Here is a 14,931-nt window from a genome sequence, read left to right on the forward strand (position 1 = left end):
CGGTTCCCCCGTGCTGGATCGTGGGCCGGTTCAGGAGGCCTGGAGACCGCGCAGGGCGTCGAGGGCCTCGCGCCGGTGGGCCGGGCCGTCCAGCAGGTTGTTGAACACGTGGCGGATCACCCCCGTTCCGTCGATGACGTAGGTGACCCGGCCGGGCAGCAGCCCCAGCACGCTGGGCACGCCGAAGGCTTTGCGCAGCCGGTTGCCCGCGTCCACCAGCAGGGGGAAAGGCAGCCGGTGGCGGTTGGCGAAGCGGCGGTGGCTGGCGGCATCGTCGCCGCTGACGCCCCACACCTCGGCCCCGAGCGCCTGCAGGTCGGCGTAGCTGTCACGGAAGGCGCAGGCCTCCATGGTGCAGCCGGGGGTCTCGTCCTTGGGATAGAAGAACAGCACCAGGGCCTTGCCCTCCAGGCGGTCGCTGCGGCGCTCGGTGCCGTCCTGGTCGGGGAGGGCGATCAGGGGGGCGGTGTCGCCGGGGGCGAGGGCTGGGGCCACGGAGCGGGGGACGGGGCAGGATCCAGCAAGCCTAGGAAGCCGGCACCGGCGGGGTCGGGCCCGGGGCCAGCCGGGTGGCGCCTGGCCTTGGGCCCGCCGGGTGGGGCCGGAAGGCCTTGCCCGGCTTGCGACCATGGAGCAGCGTGCGGATGGCGCCGATGCAGGAGCAACCCGGTCTCTGGCAGCAGAACGACCTGCTGGGCCTGGCCGCCCCGGAGCCCCCCGTTCCGGCCGCATCCCCGTCGCCCGCCACGGCGCCACCCCCGGCCTCCGCGCCGCCGCCGGCCCCATGGCCACCGCAGGCCCCCGTGGAACCGCCGCGCCCCGTTGCCATCACCCTGCCGGCCTGCGCGGGGCGTCCCCAGCGGGCCCTTCCCCGGGGGCCCGAGACCCTGCTGATCCTCGACACGGAGACCACGGGCCTCTCTACCCTCCAGGGGCAGTGCATCGAGGTGGGGGCGATCCTGTTCCACGTGCCCCACCGGGCCGTGCTCACCCAGGTGTCGTTCCTGCTGCCCTGCCCGGCCAATGCCGCCGAGGCCATCAACGGCATCCCCGCCGCCGTGACGCGGCTGGAGCAGCCCCGGCAGGAGGCCCTGGCCTGTTTCGCGGCCATGGCCGCCGCCTGTGACGCCGTGGTGGCCCACAACGCCGCCTTCGATCGCCAGTGGTTCGGCCTGGGGCCCCTGCCGCCCCTGGAGCGCCCCTGGATCTGTTCGATGGAGGACATCCGCTGGCCGGCCGAGCGCCAGCTGCGCAGCACCCCCTCGGTCCGCGATCTGGCCCTCGCCTATGGGGTTCCCGTGTGGGCCGCCCACCGCGCCCTCACCGACTGCATCTACCTGGCCCAGGTGTTCGAGCGCTGCGGCGATCTGGAGGCGCTGCTGCTGGCCGCCCTGGAGCCCCGCAGCCTCTACCGCGCCGAACTGCCCTACGCCGAGCGTCACCGTGCCAAGGAAGCCGGTTTCCGCTGGAACGAGGCCGTGCCGCGCGCCTGGAGCCGCCGGCTGAGCCGGCGGGAAGTGGAAGCCCTGCCCTTCCCCGTTGAGCTGGTGGCGGATCCGGTCCCCGCCGATCGGCTGGCCCACAGCGCCTGAGGTCGGCGGCGGTTCGGTCGGGGATCTTCCGTTTTTGTTTCGATCCTTGAAGCAGAACCGGGGATCCCGGGCACTGCTGGCCAGCCTCCCCACCCTTGGGATGTTCTTCCGGGGTCGGAGCCATGGTCACCCGGTCGCCGACCGGCTCCGCTGATGGCGCTGACCCCGCCCAGCAGTCCGTGCGCCGCTGGCAGACGGCCCGGACCTGGGCGCGGCTGATCCGGGAAGCGGAAGCGCTCTGGCGGGTCGACGTTCGGGCCCTGCGCCGACTGGCGTCCCAGGAGCTGTTCCAGCTGGTCCAGGAGGTGCCCCCCCGGCTGCGGCGACGGGTCAACCTCTGGCTGGTCCGCTTCAACGTGCTCACCCGCCTGCGCTGAGGCCCGGCGAGACCCCGGGACACGGGAGCTGGGCAAAAAAAATCAGCTGACGGGATCAGCTGACGGGAAGGAAGACCACCGACACCCGCGAGGGGTGAGCGTTCGGCGGGCCGGCTGAATCGGAGCGGCGGGATTTGAACCCACGACCCCCACTACCCCAAAGTGGTGCGCTACCAAGCTGCGCTACGCCCCGGCGGCATGAAGCTATCACAGCGTCCTGGGGGTCCTGCGCCGCCTCGAGAGCCGTCGCATCAGGCGGTTGGTGAGCCGCTGACGGGCCATGCCCGCGTAGCCCCGGATGTGCTCGCGACGGGCCAGCAGCCGCAGTTCCGCCAGTCCCATGGTGGCCAGCTGCAGTTCCGGCAGCCGCTGCCAGGCCATCGACGGCAGGGGCAGCTCCGAGCCCCCGCGGCCCTCCGGGAAGCCCTTCAGGGCCCCACCGGCCATCCATTCGGGCACCAGGACGAACAGCACCGCCAGCAGGCCGTAGAGCTCCACCAGCCCCCTGGGCAGCGGATGCAGCTGGCGCTTCGGCGGGTCCTGCTCCTCGGCGGGGTCTCTCACGGCAGGAACGCCGCCGCCGGGGCACCCGGCGCCATGGCGCTGGGGCCCCCCTGGCGCCACTGCAGCGGAGGCTCGCCGGAGGGGTTCAGGCGCACGGTCCAGAAGGCCAGGGCGAAACAGATCCCCACCGCGGCGATCAGGGCCACGATCACGACCCGATCGGAGAGGGGCTTCATACCTGTTCGCTGCGCACGCAGACCCGTTTGATGGGCAGCTGCTCGAGGGTGAGTTCATCGCCCCGCAGGATCACCCGCAGGGATTCGTTCTGGTAGCGCAGCCCCGGCGCATCGGAGGCCTCCCGGAACAGGGTGGCGCGGGTGCGGCCGGCGATCAGGGAGGCCTGGGAGGCGTTGCGCTCCAGCACCACCGAAAGGCGGTCACCGCAGAGGAAGCGCTCCCGGATGTCGTAGTTCTCCCACCATGGGGACTGCATCGCCAGCAGCGGCAGAAGTCCGAGCGCGAGCAGCGGGGGGGCGGCCATGGCGGAGGCGGTCAGACGAGGGCGATCGGCGCATTGTCGCCGCGAAGGACGCAATGGGGGATGGCCCAGTCATAGCTTTCCCACACGCGGGCGGGAAGGAGGTAGGTGGCGCCGGGAAAGTCGCCCAGGGGAACCCCGGTGGGCTGGGCGGAGCAGTAGGGACGGCTGCCGGGCTTGGCCAGGTACTGCTGGTGGTACGGCTCGGCGAAGTGGAACCGCTGGCCGCTGGCGATCTCCGTGGTGATCCTGCCGCCGCCGGTGGCGTCAAGGGCGCTCTGGTAAGCCTGGCGGCTCGCTTCGGCCAGGGCGAGCAGCTCCGGGTCGTCGACGTAGATGGCTGAGCGGTACTGGCTGCCCCGGTCGTTGCCCTGGCGGTTGCCCTGGGTGGGGTCGTGGCACTCCCAGAACAGCTTGAGCAGGTCGGCGAAGGAAACCCGGCTGGTGTCCCAGACCACCCGCACCACCTCCGCGTGGCCGCTGCGGCCGCTGCAGACCTGCTCGTAGGTGGGGGACGCGAGCTGGCCGCCGGCGTAGCCCACGGCGGTGGTGATCACCCCGGGGAGCCGCCAGAAGCCCTTCTCCGCCCCCCAGAAGCAGCCGCAGCCGAACTGGGCCTCGGCCTGGCCCGCCGTCGGCGGGGCGGTCAGGGGGGTGCCGAGGACCGCATGCAGGCTGCTGTCCCGGGCAGGGCTGCGGTCGCTCGCAGGACTGCTGAAGAGGCCGAACACGGTGTTTCCTGGCGGGGAAACCAACCTAGGCAGGGCCCTGCTGGTCCTGCTGCGGGACCAGGGCGATGTGGTTCAGCAGGGTGGTGATGAAGGCGAACAGCAGGAAGGGCAGCGACAGCACCAGGATCAGGCCCACCCCCACCAGGGCGAACAGGGGGCGGCTCGCCCCCATCAGGGCCAGACCCGCCGCCAGGCTCACGAAGATCACCGCCATCCAGATCAGCACCTGGCCGTAGATGTCGCCGAAGGTCAGGGTGCAGCGGATGTTGTAAGGCTGCTGGCTGAGGAACGACGGGGTGGGGGCCATGGGGACGGCGTGGCAGGCGTTGGGGAAACCACGGCCTCTCCAGATAAGCCCAGCCGGCGGTCTTGATGCGGGCTGCTCAACAACTGTTTGAAACCGCCCCTCGCGGCCGGCGGGCACCGCCGCCTCAGGCGGCCTGAAGCTGGCGATCGGCCTCTTCCCGGTCCCAGAGCCGGCGGTAGGTGCCCTCCTGGAGCAGCAGCTCGTTGTGGTGGCCCTCCTGGACCAGGTGTCCCCCTTCCAGCACCAGGATCCGGTCGCAGGCCGCCGCGGCCGAGAGCTGGTGACTGATCATCACCACCGTGCGCCGCTGCTCTTCGCGCACCGAACGCAGGATGCCCGCGGCGGTGGTGTTGTCGACGCTGGCCAGGGCGTCATCGAGCACCAGCAGGGGCGCGTCCACCAGCAGGGCCCGTCCCAGGGCGGTGCGCTGGCGCTGGCCGCCGCTGAGGGTGATGCCCCGCTCCCCCACCAGGGTGCGGTAGCCGTCGGGGAAGCCCTTGATGTCCCCCTCCAGGCGGGCCTGGCGGGCGGCCTCCTCGACCCGGTCCATGCCGGCCTCCGGGTCGCCGTAGCGCAGGTTGTCGGCCAGGCTGGCGGTGAACAGGTAACCCTCCTGGGGCACCAGGGCGACCTGGCGCCGCAGGTCGCTGAGCCGCAGCCGCGTCACGTCGACACCGTCGAGGAACAGCTGGTCGGGCGGCACCTCCACCATCCGCCCGAGGGCCCGGGCCAGGGTGGTCTTGCCGCAGCCCACCGGACCCACCACCGCCACCAGTTCGCCGGGGCGGATCGTGAAGCTGAGGTTCTCCAGGGATGGCTGCGTCGCCCCCGGATACCGGACCGTGAGCCCCCGGGCCATGACCGCCCCGAGGGCCGGTCGGGCCGGGGGCACCGGATCGGCGGGGGAGACGATGGCGGGGGGATGGCTGAGCAGGGATTCCACCCGCTCCAGGCTCACCTGGCCGGTCTGGAAGGTGTTGAGGGTGAAGCCCAGCAGGGCCGTCGGGAACACCAGGCGCTCCACGAACAGGATCAGGGCCACCAGATCGCCGATGCTCAGCCGCCCGTTCTCCAGCTGGCCGCTGCCCAGGGCCAGCAGCAGCAGCAGGCTCAGGGAGGCGATCCCCTCCAGCATCGGAAACAGGGTGCTGCGGGTGCGCGCCAGGGAGAGCTGGGCGTCCAGGTACACCTTGTTGAGGTCGGCGAAGGCCTTCTCCTCGGTGGCCTCCTGGCCGTAGATCTTGATGGCGCCGATGCCGCTGAGGTCCTCCTGGACCAGGTCGCTGAGGTTGGCCAGCACCTCCTGCTGGCGCCGCTGCTGCTTCATCATGCGGCCGCCGAACAGGCGCACCACCATCAGCATGCCGGGGTAGAGGGAGACGGCCGCCAGGCTCAGCAGCGGATCGATCGCCAGCATGGCCGGCAGGGTGAGGGCATAGGCCAGCACCGTGTTGGTGAGGCTCAGCAGGGCAAAGCCCAGCAGCCGGCGGATGTTCTCCACATCGCTGGTGGCCCGGCTGATCACCTCACCGCTGCCGGTGGTCTGCACCCAGCCGGGGTCCTGGGTGAGCACGTGGTCGAAGATGCGCTCCTTCAGGCTCGCCTCCACCTGGCGGCCCACCCCGAAGACCAGCATCCGGGAATAGAGACGGGTGGCCCCCATCACGGTGGCCATCACGATGATCAGCCCCGCCACCCCCAGCACGTCCGCCAGCACGAAGCCGGGCTTGAGCTCGTTGATCGACTGCCGCACCACCAGCGGGATCGCCACGCCCAGCAGGTTCACCACCACCAGGGCGGCGGCCCCCACCAGCACCGTGCGTCTGTGGGGCCGGAGGTACCGCCCGATCAGATCCAGCCGCAGGGCAGCCATGCAGGAAGGCGGGGCAAGGGGATCCCTAACCTAGGCATCCCTCCCCTGGCCCCCGGGCCGCCCGGGCCATGGACGACCAGAACCACCCCCTCCATGCCATTGACCGGGAGACGGTCGACCGGCTGCTGGCGGTGGAGCGCCCCGAGGACGCCCACCTGGTGGATGCCGCCCGGTTGCAGATGCGCTATGCGGGCTTCCCCGGCGCCGCCGACATCCGTGACGACCTCGAGCGGATCCTGCGCCTCTGGGGACTGGACGTCGCGGCGCTCCATGCTCGCACCCGCGCCATCTGGGCGGCCGGGTTCCGGCCCGGTGCCGCACCGGTGGCCGAAGCCGTGGGCTCGGGCTTCGACACCGCCTCCGACGACGTCGGCTGAGGGCCGGCGGCCGGCCGCGTGGGCCCGTTGGTCAGAACGGCCCACTTCGGGCGATAGTGGGAGCGTCCCCATCACCCGGCCCGGCGTGCTCTGCACCCGGGCTTTTTTCTTGCGCTCCTGTCCCCCGTTCCTCTCTTTGGCCGGACTCCCGTAAGTTGCCGCTGATGCTTCAGCGTTCGGTGATGTCCGCCTCCCCCACCTGGCCCCGGCTGCTGGAACAGCTCCTGGATGGCCGGGATCTCCAGGCCGACCAGGCCGAGGCCCTGATGCGGGGCTGGCTGGAGGGCAGCATCGACCCGGTGCTCACCGGCGGCCTGCTGGCCGCCCTGCGGGCCAAGGGCACCAGCGGCGAGGAACTGGCGGCGATGGCCGCCGTGCTGCGCCAGGCCTGCCCCCTGCCGGGTGAACGGCCGCCGCTGGAGCTGATCGACACCTGCGGCACGGGCGGGGCCGGCGCCGACAGCTTCAACATCTCCACCGCCGTGGCCTTCACGGCCGCCGCCTGCGGTGCCCATGTGGCCAAGCACGGCAACCGCAGCGCCAGCGGCCGGGTCGGATCGGCCGACGTGCTCGAGGCCCTCGGCCTCGACCTGGGGGCGCCCCTGGCGACGGTGGTGGAGGCCCTGCCGCGCACCGGCGTCACCTTCCTGTTCGCCCCGGGCTGGCATCCGGCCCTGGTGGGCCTGGCCCCCCTGCGCCGCACCCTCGGTGTGCGCACCGTCTTCAACCTGCTGGGGCCGCTCGTCAATCCCCTGACGCCGGAGGCCCAGGTGCTGGGTGTGGCCCGGCCCGACCTGCTCGATCCCATGGCCGACGCCCTGCGTCGCCTCGGCCAGCGTCGGGCCGTCGTCGTCCACGGCCACGGTGGCCTCGATGAGGCCACCCTCTCCGGCCCCAGCGAGCTGCGCCTGCTGGAGGACGGCGCGGTGCGTCGCGACTGGCTCGACCCGGCGGCGCTGGGGCTGGCCCCGGCGGATCTGGAGGCCCTCCGGGGCGGCGATGTGGCGGCCAACCGCGCCATTTTGGAGGCGGTGCTGCAGGGCGGCGGCACCCGGGCCCAGGCCGATGTGGTGGCGCTGAACGCCGCCCTGGTCCTGTGGGCCGCGGGGCTGGAGCCCTCCATCGCGGCGGGACTGGAGCGGGCCCGCCAGGCCCTGGGTGACGGCAGCGCCTGGGCCAGGCTGGAGGCCCTGCGCGACGCCCTGGCGGGGTCTGAAGGATGATCGGGATTCCTGCCGACGCCCCCCTGGACACCCCACAGGCGGCCCCCGAGGTCCCCAGTCCCGACGACGCCACGCCGGCCGTGCTCGTCCTGGCCGACGGCACCGTGTTGCGGGGGCTGGCCTGTGGCGCCCGCGGCCATGTCTGCGGCGAGGTGGTCTTCAACACCGGCATGACCGGCTATCAGGAGGTGCTCACCGACCCCAGCTACGCCGGCCAGCTGGTCACCTTCACCTACCCCGAACTCGGCAACACCGGCGTCAACGGCGAGGACCTCGAAGCCGACCACGCCCACGCCCGCGGCTGCATCCTGCGCCAGCTCGCCCCCCGGCCCAGCAGCTGGCGCTGCGAGCAGACGCTCGACCAGTGGCTGGTGCGCCAGGGGGTGGTGGGCATCCGGGGTGTCGACACCCGGGCCCTGGTGCGCCACCTGCGCGAGGGTGGCGCCCTGAATGGCGCCATCGCCAGCGACGGCACCGACCCGGCCACGTTGCTGGCCCAGGTGCGGGCCGCCCCGTCCATGGACGGCCTCAACCTGGCGGCCCAGGTGAGCACGCGGGAGCCCTACAGCTGGAACCGGAGCTGCTCGGCCGCCTTCGACACCCGGCTCCAGACCCGTCCCGACCGTCCCTACCGCGTGGTGGCGATCGATTTCGGCATCAAGCGCGCCATCCTCGAGCGCCTGGTGGCCCATGGCTGTGCCGTCACCGTCCTGCCGGCGGACGCCACCCTGGAGCAGGTGCTGGCCCTGGAGCCGGAAGGGGTGTTCCTCTCCAACGGCCCCGGTGATCCGGCCGCCGTGGCCGAGGGGATCGCCCTGGCCGGGGATCTGCTGCAGCAGCCGCAGCTGCCGGTCTTCGGCATCTGCCTGGGCCACCAGATCCTCGGCCTGGCCCTGGGGGGCCGCAGCTTCAAGCTCGGCTACGGCCACCGCGGCCTCAACCACCCCTGCGGCTCCCCCGGGTCGGTGGAGATCACCAGCCAGAACCACGGCTTTGCCCTCGATGCGGCCTCCCTGCCCGCCGAGCGGGTGGAGATCACCCACCTGAATCTCAACGACCGCACCGTGGCCGCCCTGGCCCTGCGTCACCAGCCCGTCTTCGGCATCCAGTACCACCCGGAGGCCAGCCCCGGTCCCCACGACGCCGACCACCACTTCGCCCGGTTCGTGGCGCTGATGGCGGAACGTCGCTGAATCGGCACGTTTCGTTGCGGTTCCCTGAATCGGGATGGGGGTCTCTACAGTTCCTCGCGTTCCACACCTTGAGGACGGGGCCATCACCGACCTGCAGCGACTGACCGTCTCCCTGAGAGGGGGCAGCGAACGGCGGGATGAGTGCCTGCTGTTCAGTTTCACGGGGCAGCTGGACGCCTATTCCGACAAGCAGTTCACCGAATTCATCACCGACCGGCACAAGGGAGAGACCCTGCCCGTGGTCATCGACCTCAGCCGGATCGATTTCATCGATTCCTCCGGACTCGGTGCCCTGGTGCAACTGGCCAAGCTGTTCAACGACAGCGCCCGCCAGTTCCTTGTGGTCGGCAACGCCAGGGTCGTCCAGACGGTCAAACTGGTGCGCCTGGAGGCCTTCCTGCACCTGCAACCCGACCTGGAGTCCGCCCTTGGCAGCCTCGCCCCCGCCTGAGGGGTCAGGCCACTGGGTGGCCTCCGTGCCCCCCCAGCCACCAGCGACTGCCCTCGCCACGGCCCAGCTGGCCTGGCTGGGGGATGCGGTGTGGGAACTGCACCAGCGCCTGCGCCGCTGCCGCCAACCGGCCAGGGCCGCCGACCTGCACCGGGCCGTGGTGGCGGAGGTGCAGGCCGAGGCCCAGGCGGAGGCCCTGCGGCGACTGGATCCCCTGCTCAGCGAGGCGGAGCGCCGCGTGGTCCTTCGCGGACGCAACCAGGCCGGGCGGGGCCCCCGTCGCGGTGCGCCCCACGCCTATGGGCAGGCCACGGGATTTGAGACGATGCTGGGATGGCTTTTTCTGCAGGACCCCAGACGGCTGGCTGAGCTGCTGGACCATCTCGAGAAGACCGAACCCCGTTCCCCATCCGCCAGCCCATGAGTCCCTCCCCTGACCGCCGCGGTGACCGCCGCCCCGACCGTCGGCCTGACCGCCGCTCCGACCCCGGCGCCGACCGGACCCCCCGGCGTCTCGGCTCCGGTGCCGGCGGGCGCCCCGTCAGCCGCGGCGCCGCCTCGCCCCGCCCCCGCCGCCCCGGAGAGGGCTACAGCCGTGACAGGCCCCCCTTCGATCGGGACCGTGGCGTTGAAAGGGGTGGTGAGCGGGGTGGCGAGCGCTCAGGTGCCCCCGATCGAGCCGGCGGCAGCCCCTATGGCCGTCGACCCTTTGAGGGCCGCCCCGGCGCCGATCGCCCCGACGACTCCCGCGGCGGCGGCGGCCGGCCGACCCGCGATCGGCGCCCTGGGGACCGCTTCGTCCCCGCCCGCCCCTCCTTCGGCCGCCCCGTCCCCGGCCGCTCCGGCGCCGGACGCCCGACCAGCGGCCGTCCCATCCCGTCGCGGACGGGGCCGGCCCGCCGGGGCCCGGCCCTGTTCCGGGATGCTGACCGCGCCCCGCGCCCCTTCCAGGGCCGCAGCGGCCCCGAGCGGCCGGAGTCCGACGGTTCCGATGTCGATTTCCGTGGCGCGGCGGAGGCCTTCGCCGCCTCCGCCCCCACCGACCTGATCTGGGGCCGCCACACGACCCAGGCCACCCTGGAGAGCGGCCGGCCGATCCACCGGGTGTGGTGCACCCCGGAGATGCGCTTCAACCCCCGGTTCCTGCAGCTGCTGCGGGAGGCCAAGGCCTCCGGCGTGCTCGTGGAAGAAGTGACCTGGGCGCGCCTGGGCCAGCTCACCGGGGGGGCCGTGCATCAGGGCATCGTGCTGCAGCCCGCCGCCGCCGAGACCCTCGACCTCACCAGCCTGATCGAGGGCTGCCGCACCATCGGCGAGGCCCCCCTGCTGATCGCAGTGGACGGGCTCACCGACCCCCACAACCTCGGCGCCATCGTCCGCAGCGCCGAGGCCCTGGGGGCCCATGGCATGGTCCTGCCCCAGCGCCGCAATGCCGGCCTGACCGGCTCGGTGGCGAAGGTGGCGGCTGGTGCCCTCGAGCACCTGCCGGTGGCGCGGGTGGTGAACCTCAACCGCTCCCTCGACACCCTCAAGCAGGAGGGCTATCGGGTGGTGGGTCTGGCCGAGGAGGGCACCGTCAGCCTGGAGGAGGTGGACCTGGAGGGACCCCTGGTGGTCGTCACCGGTTCGGAGGGCGACGGCCTGTCGCTGCTCACCCGCCGCTCCTGCGACCAGCTGGTGCGCATTCCCCTGCGCGGTGCCACGCCGAGCCTGAACGCCTCGGTGGCCACGGCGCTGCTGCTCTACGAAGTCGCTCGGCGCGGCTGGATGCGGGGCCTGACGGGCACCGCCCCCGCCCCCAGGATCGTGCGGCCCTCGCTGCCGGCGCCCCCCGACCCCGAGCCGGAGACCCGGCCCGAAGCTGTGGTGCTGCCGGAGACGGAGGCCATGCCGGACGTGGAAGCTGCCCCGGACGCGGAGGTCATGGCCGAACTGGATGCCCCGTTCCTGGACGAAGCAGCGGCTGAGGAGCTCGACGAGGAGCTCGATGGTGACAACGACCCTGCCTGGAGCCACCAGGAGGCTCAGGCCGAACCGGTAGCCGCCGAGCTGGCCGAATCGGTAGCCACCGAGTCGGCCGAACCGACCGCCGCCGAGCTGGCCGAACCGACCGCCGCCGAACCCGACCCGGAAGACCTCCCGGTGCTGCCGGAAGCGGCGGCTGCGCAGCTCGCCGAGCCCACGGCCAACCCCCTGGAGCCCCTGCCATACCTGGCATCGCCCCAGCCGGGCTTCGACGGCGACATCCGCCTCTGATGCCACCGGCGGGGGTGGCCCAGCCGCCCCCCAGAATGGCCACCTCGCCTCCTCCTCCCCTCCATGAACCCACTGCTCTGGCCCATGCGCGGCATCGCCAATGGGCTGGGCCTGGCCTGGTGGGCGCGGGTGGAAACCCGCTCCCCTGATGCGGTGTACTGGTTCGGGCCCTTCGTGCGTCGGCGGACGCTGGAGCAGGCCCTGCCCGCCTTCCTGGACGACCTGCGGGCGGAGTCACCGGCGTCCCTGGAGCACCAGTGCCTGCGCACCGGCCGCCGGGAGCCGTTCACCGAATCCCCGGATCTGGCCGCGTGATTCTGGTCGACTGATAGCGTCCAACGCAGCTGGTCAGCGGTTGGATGGGCATCGCCGAATGGCGGGAGCAGCTTCGGCGGGGCGAGGTGTCGGCCCGGGAGCTCACGGATCGCCACCTGGCGCGCATCGCGGCGGTCGATCCCACCGTGCACGCCTTTCTGGAGGTCACCGCCGAGCGGGCGCGGGCCGATGCCGATCGGATCGACGCGGCCCGGGCGGCCGGTGAGTCCCTGCCCCCCCTGGCCGGCATTCCCCTGGCCATCAAGGACAACCTCTGCACCAAGGGCATCCGCACGACCTGCTCCAGCCGCATGCTGGAGACTTTCGTGCCCCCCTACGAATCCACGGTGACCGAGCGGCTCTGGCGGGCCGGCGCCGTGCTGCTGGGCAAGACCAACCTCGACGAGTTCGCCATGGGCAGCTCCACCGAGACCTCGGCCTTCGGCGCCAGCCGCAACCCCTGGAATCCGGATCGGGTGCCCGGCGGCAGCTCCGGCGGCAGTGCGGCCGCCGTGGCCGCCGGTGAATGCATCGGTTCGCTGGGTTCGGACACCGGCGGCTCGATCCGCCAGCCCGCCAGCTTCTGCGGGGTGGTGGGCCTCAAGCCCACCTACGGCCGGGTGAGCCGCTGGGGTCTGGTGGCCTTCGCCAGTTCACTGGACCAGGTGGGACCGTTCAGCAGCAGCGTGGCCGATGCCGCCGAGCTGCTGCAGGTGATCGCCGGGGAGGATCCCCGCGATGCCACCTGTCTACGGGCGCCGGTGCCCGATTATTCCGCCGATCTGGAGAAGCCCATCGCCGGGCTGCGGGTGGGCCTGATCCGTGAGTGCTTCGACCAGGAGGGCCTGGACCCTGCGGTGAAGGCCTCGGTGCTGGCGGCCGCCGCCCAGCTGGAGGCCCTGGGCTGTGAGCTCGTGGACGTGAGCTGCCCCCGCTTCAACGACGGCATCGCCACCTACTACGTGATCGCCCCCTCGGAGGCCTCCGCCAACCTGGCCCGCTACGACGGCGTCAAGTACGGCTTCCGGGCCGCCCCCGGCGAGCCCGGCAGTGACGGCCTGGCGGCGATGACCGCCCGCAGCCGGGCCGAGGGCTTCGGCGAGGAGGTGCAGCGCCGCATCCTGATCGGCACCTATGCGCTCTCCGCCGGCTACGTGGATGCCTACTACCGCAAGGCCCAGCAGGTGCGTACCCTGATCCGCCGCGATTTCGACCGCGCCTTCGAGACCGTCGACGTGCTGCTGACCCCCACCTCCCCCACCACCGCCTTCCCCAGCGGCGCCCACGCCGGCGATCCCCTGGCCATGTATCTGGCCGACCTGCTGACCATCCCCGCCAACCTGGCCGGCCTGCCGGCCATCAGCGTGCCCTGCGGCTTCGACGCCCAGGGTCTGCCCATCGGCCTGCAGCTGATCACCGGCGTGCTGGAGGAGCCCAAGCTGCTGCGGGTGGCCCATCAGTACGAGCAGGCGGCCCGGGTGATGGACGCCCGGCCCGCGGCGACGCTGGTGGCCTGAGCAGGAGGCCGACTCCCAACCCTCCGGGATGGGCCACTGGCCAGGTCCCTAGGGTGGTTGTCTCGATCGGGTGTCGCCGGCGATGAACCCGGATGAAGCGGCGATCCGAAGGGTCCTGGATCGGTGGGCCGTCGCCACCCGTGACGGTCGGCACGACGACGTTCTCGCCCATCATCAGGACGATCTGGTGATCTTCGACGTGCTGTCGCCACTGCGGTACACCTCAGCGGCGCGCTACCGGGACAGCTGGGAGTCCTGGCAGCCGGACGCCCGGGGTGCTGTGGTGTTCGACCTGGAGGATCTCACTGTCGAGGCGGGAGCGGATGTGGGGTATGCCTTTGGCCTGCTCGCGTGCGGCGGAACACTCCCGGACGGAGCGACCTTCAGCGATACCGTCCGCATCACGTTCTGCCTGCGCAAGCGTGAGGGGCAGTGGAAGGTCGCCCACCAGCACGTCTCCAAACCGATCGAAAGAGGCTGATTGATCGTGCGAACCGCCAGGGAGATCCAGAGGAAGGGCTTCCTGGCCGTCCTGCTGTTCCTGATCGCCGCGGCCCCTCCTGTCCGGGCTGGTCAGGACAATGTCCGCTGCCTGAGGTCCATCGGTGTGCAACCACTTCAGAGACTTCAGTTCGGCCTTCGCTCCACCAGCGATTCCAGCGCCTACGTTCTCTATCAGGGTCGTGGCGCGCCGATCCCCTTGAAACTGTTGAAGGTGACCGAGATCAGGCGGGTCGAAGGGGGCCGGCCATCGGAGTTCGAAACCCAGTGGATCGAAGCCATCGCCCCTGAATCGGCGGGACGCTATGTCTATACCAACATCGGGGCGCTGATTGATGATTTTCAGTCCATCCGCAAGGATGGAACGATCGTCCGCTTCGTGGATGATGCCGATGTGCTGGATGCAGGCACGTGCCTCTGGCCGCCTCCCTAGAAAGCCCTGGGAAGGGATGGTTGGCTGAGGGTCCATGAAGGCGGCTGCAGCCCATCGGCCACGGATCCGCCGCACGCCGCATCGATCGGCCAACGCTGCCTCGTTGCCTGATTAGAGACAGGCATGGACAACCTCTCCCATCGGCAGAACAGGACCTGGCTGGCCGTGCTGTCGGCCGTGGTGTTGGTGGTGGCCGGCGTCGCCATCCTCAACAACCAGCACCAGCAGCGGCTCCAGGCCGAGGCCCGGGTCCAGGCCGCCCAGGATCAGGCCAATCGGGAGTCCATGCAGCGCATGGAAGGCGAGCTGGCCCTCAGGAACGAATTGGAGTCCGCCTCCCGGCGGGAGGCCGCCCTGCAGCTGCAGCTCAGGGAGATGGACGCAGGGGCGAGCCGTCTCCAGGCCGCCGATGGCCAGCAGCAGGCCCGGCGCCAGATGGCGGAACGGGAGCTTCAGGAACTCCGGAGCCAGCGCGCCAAACTCGAAAAGCAGGTCGACTGCGAGCGGATTCAGCTGACGCTGAACCAGCTCGCAGCCAAGGGCAACACGGACCAGGCTCTGAAGCTGCAGACCCTCTGGGCCATGCCCTGCCCCAACCTCCAGGCGGCCGGATAGTCGCCTTCCGGCCCTCCCCTGCAGGCCCGGACGGGCCCGCAGCGCCATCACGGCCCTGGCCTGAACCACCAGATCTGGTGGTGCCCGGTAGGCTGACCCCATCCTGTGGTGGCCATACCCACCGACGC

At 71.7% G+C, this 14,931-nt stretch carries 20 protein-coding genes and 1 tRNA gene; 13 read left to right on the top strand and 8 right to left on the bottom strand.

Annotated features, from left to right (window positions below):
- Window positions 1–30: 30 nt before the first annotated feature.
- On the bottom strand, window positions 31–495 hold the full coding sequence (locus KBZ08_RS02680) for a peroxiredoxin (RefSeq protein ID WP_254971167.1): 465 nt from the start codon (window positions 493–495) through the stop codon (window positions 31–33).
- 149 nt (window positions 496–644) lie between these two features.
- Here KBZ08_RS02680 and KBZ08_RS02685 point away from each other — a divergent pair, with 149 nt between their 5' ends.
- Together KBZ08_RS02685 and KBZ08_RS02690 are read left to right on the top strand one after the other, a co-directional pair.
- Window positions 645–1,592 carry a 3'-5' exonuclease gene (locus tag KBZ08_RS02685; RefSeq protein WP_396122357.1) on the top strand — a complete coding sequence of 316 codons (948 nt, stop codon included), beginning with the start codon at window positions 645–647 and terminating at the stop codon, window positions 1,590–1,592.
- A 122-nt stretch (window positions 1,593–1,714) separates the two neighbouring features.
- Window positions 1,715–1,969 carry a hypothetical protein gene (locus KBZ08_RS02690; protein WP_106219886.1) on the top strand — a complete coding sequence of 85 codons (255 nt, stop codon included), beginning with the start codon at window positions 1,715–1,717 and terminating at the stop codon, window positions 1,967–1,969.
- A 119-nt stretch (window positions 1,970–2,088) separates the two neighbouring features.
- Here KBZ08_RS02690 and KBZ08_RS02695 read toward each other — a convergent pair.
- From KBZ08_RS02695 to KBZ08_RS02725, 7 genes are all read right to left on the bottom strand, one after another.
- Window positions 2,089–2,162, bottom strand: a tRNA-Pro gene (locus KBZ08_RS02695).
- 14 nt (window positions 2,163–2,176) lie between these two features.
- Window positions 2,177–2,533: a hypothetical protein gene (locus KBZ08_RS02700; RefSeq protein WP_106219887.1), complete on the bottom strand. Its 357-nt coding sequence runs from the start codon at window positions 2,531–2,533 to the stop codon at window positions 2,177–2,179.
- Entirely contained in the window at window positions 2,530–2,709 is a 180-nt protein-coding gene (locus KBZ08_RS02705) for a hypothetical protein (RefSeq protein WP_106219888.1), read from the bottom strand. Before KBZ08_RS02705 ends, KBZ08_RS02700 begins: the two co-directional genes overlap by 4 nt.
- Window positions 2,706–3,014, bottom strand: coding sequence for a hypothetical protein (locus KBZ08_RS02710; protein WP_106219889.1), 309 nt, complete (start codon window positions 3,012–3,014; stop codon window positions 2,706–2,708). Before KBZ08_RS02710 ends, KBZ08_RS02705 begins: the two co-directional genes overlap by 4 nt.
- A gap of 11 nt (window positions 3,015–3,025) precedes the next feature.
- Window positions 3,026–3,742: a peptide-methionine (S)-S-oxide reductase MsrA gene (gene msrA / locus KBZ08_RS02715; RefSeq protein ID WP_106219890.1), complete on the bottom strand. Its 717-nt coding sequence runs from the start codon at window positions 3,740–3,742 to the stop codon at window positions 3,026–3,028.
- Between the two features lie 25 nt (window positions 3,743–3,767).
- Window positions 3,768–4,049, bottom strand: a complete 282-nt coding sequence (locus KBZ08_RS02720; RefSeq protein WP_106219891.1) for a hypothetical protein — start codon at window positions 4,047–4,049, stop codon at window positions 3,768–3,770.
- A 124-nt stretch (window positions 4,050–4,173) separates the two neighbouring features.
- On the bottom strand, window positions 4,174–5,922 hold the full coding sequence (locus tag KBZ08_RS02725; protein WP_254971172.1) for an ABC transporter ATP-binding protein: 1,749 nt from the start codon (window positions 5,920–5,922) through the stop codon (window positions 4,174–4,176).
- A gap of 68 nt (window positions 5,923–5,990) precedes the next feature.
- Here KBZ08_RS02725 and KBZ08_RS02730 point away from each other — a divergent pair, with 68 nt between their 5' ends.
- The 11 genes from KBZ08_RS02730 to KBZ08_RS02780 all read left to right on the top strand — a co-directional run bounded on the left by KBZ08_RS02730 (window position 5,991) and on the right by KBZ08_RS02780 (window position 14,803).
- Window positions 5,991–6,299 (top strand): DUF3288 family protein, encoded by a 309-nt coding sequence (locus KBZ08_RS02730; protein WP_106219893.1) that lies wholly within the window; start codon window positions 5,991–5,993, stop codon window positions 6,297–6,299.
- A gap of 182 nt (window positions 6,300–6,481) precedes the next feature.
- The gene (trpD, locus tag KBZ08_RS02735; RefSeq protein WP_181280000.1) at window positions 6,482–7,522 is read left to right on the top strand and encodes an anthranilate phosphoribosyltransferase; all 1,041 of its coding nucleotides are present in this window, start codon (window positions 6,482–6,484) and stop codon (window positions 7,520–7,522) included.
- A complete protein-coding gene (gene carA / locus KBZ08_RS02740; RefSeq protein ID WP_219903894.1) occupies window positions 7,519–8,715 on the top strand; it encodes a glutamine-hydrolyzing carbamoyl-phosphate synthase small subunit in 1,197 nt (398 codons plus the stop codon). Before trpD ends, carA begins: the two co-directional genes overlap by 4 nt.
- 34 nt (window positions 8,716–8,749) lie before the next feature.
- A complete protein-coding gene (locus tag KBZ08_RS02745; RefSeq protein ID WP_106219894.1) occupies window positions 8,750–9,166 on the top strand; it encodes an STAS domain-containing protein in 417 nt (138 codons plus the stop codon).
- Between the two features lie 16 nt (window positions 9,167–9,182).
- Entirely contained in the window at window positions 9,183–9,590 is a 408-nt protein-coding gene (locus KBZ08_RS02750) for a Mini-ribonuclease 3 (RefSeq protein ID WP_106219895.1), read from the top strand.
- On the top strand, window positions 9,587–11,422 hold the full coding sequence (gene rlmB / locus KBZ08_RS02755; protein WP_254971176.1) for a 23S rRNA (guanosine(2251)-2'-O)-methyltransferase RlmB: 1,836 nt from the start codon (window positions 9,587–9,589) through the stop codon (window positions 11,420–11,422). The genes KBZ08_RS02750 and rlmB overlap by 4 nt, the downstream gene beginning before the upstream one ends.
- A gap of 63 nt (window positions 11,423–11,485) precedes the next feature.
- Entirely contained in the window at window positions 11,486–11,737 is a 252-nt protein-coding gene (locus KBZ08_RS02760; protein ID WP_106219896.1) for a DUF1816 domain-containing protein, read from the top strand.
- A 44-nt stretch (window positions 11,738–11,781) separates the two neighbouring features.
- Window positions 11,782–13,254, top strand: a complete 1,473-nt coding sequence (gatA, locus tag KBZ08_RS02765; protein ID WP_106219897.1) for an Asp-tRNA(Asn)/Glu-tRNA(Gln) amidotransferase subunit GatA — start codon at window positions 11,782–11,784, stop codon at window positions 13,252–13,254.
- Window positions 13,255–13,336: 82 nt separating this feature from the next.
- Window positions 13,337–13,735, top strand: coding sequence for a nuclear transport factor 2 family protein (locus KBZ08_RS02770; RefSeq protein WP_106219898.1), 399 nt, complete (start codon window positions 13,337–13,339; stop codon window positions 13,733–13,735).
- Window positions 13,736–14,188, top strand: a complete 453-nt coding sequence (locus tag KBZ08_RS02775) for a hypothetical protein (protein ID WP_106219899.1) — start codon at window positions 13,736–13,738, stop codon at window positions 14,186–14,188.
- Window positions 14,189–14,311: 123 nt separating this feature from the next.
- Window positions 14,312–14,803: a hypothetical protein gene (locus KBZ08_RS02780; RefSeq protein WP_106219900.1), complete on the top strand. Its 492-nt coding sequence runs from the start codon at window positions 14,312–14,314 to the stop codon at window positions 14,801–14,803.
- Window positions 14,804–14,931 lie beyond the last annotated feature (128 nt).

The organism is Cyanobium sp. Candia 9D4, from assembly GCF_024346155.1.
GTDB classification, from domain to species: domain Bacteria; phylum Cyanobacteriota; class Cyanobacteriia; order PCC-6307; family Cyanobiaceae; genus Cyanobium; species Cyanobium minutissimum.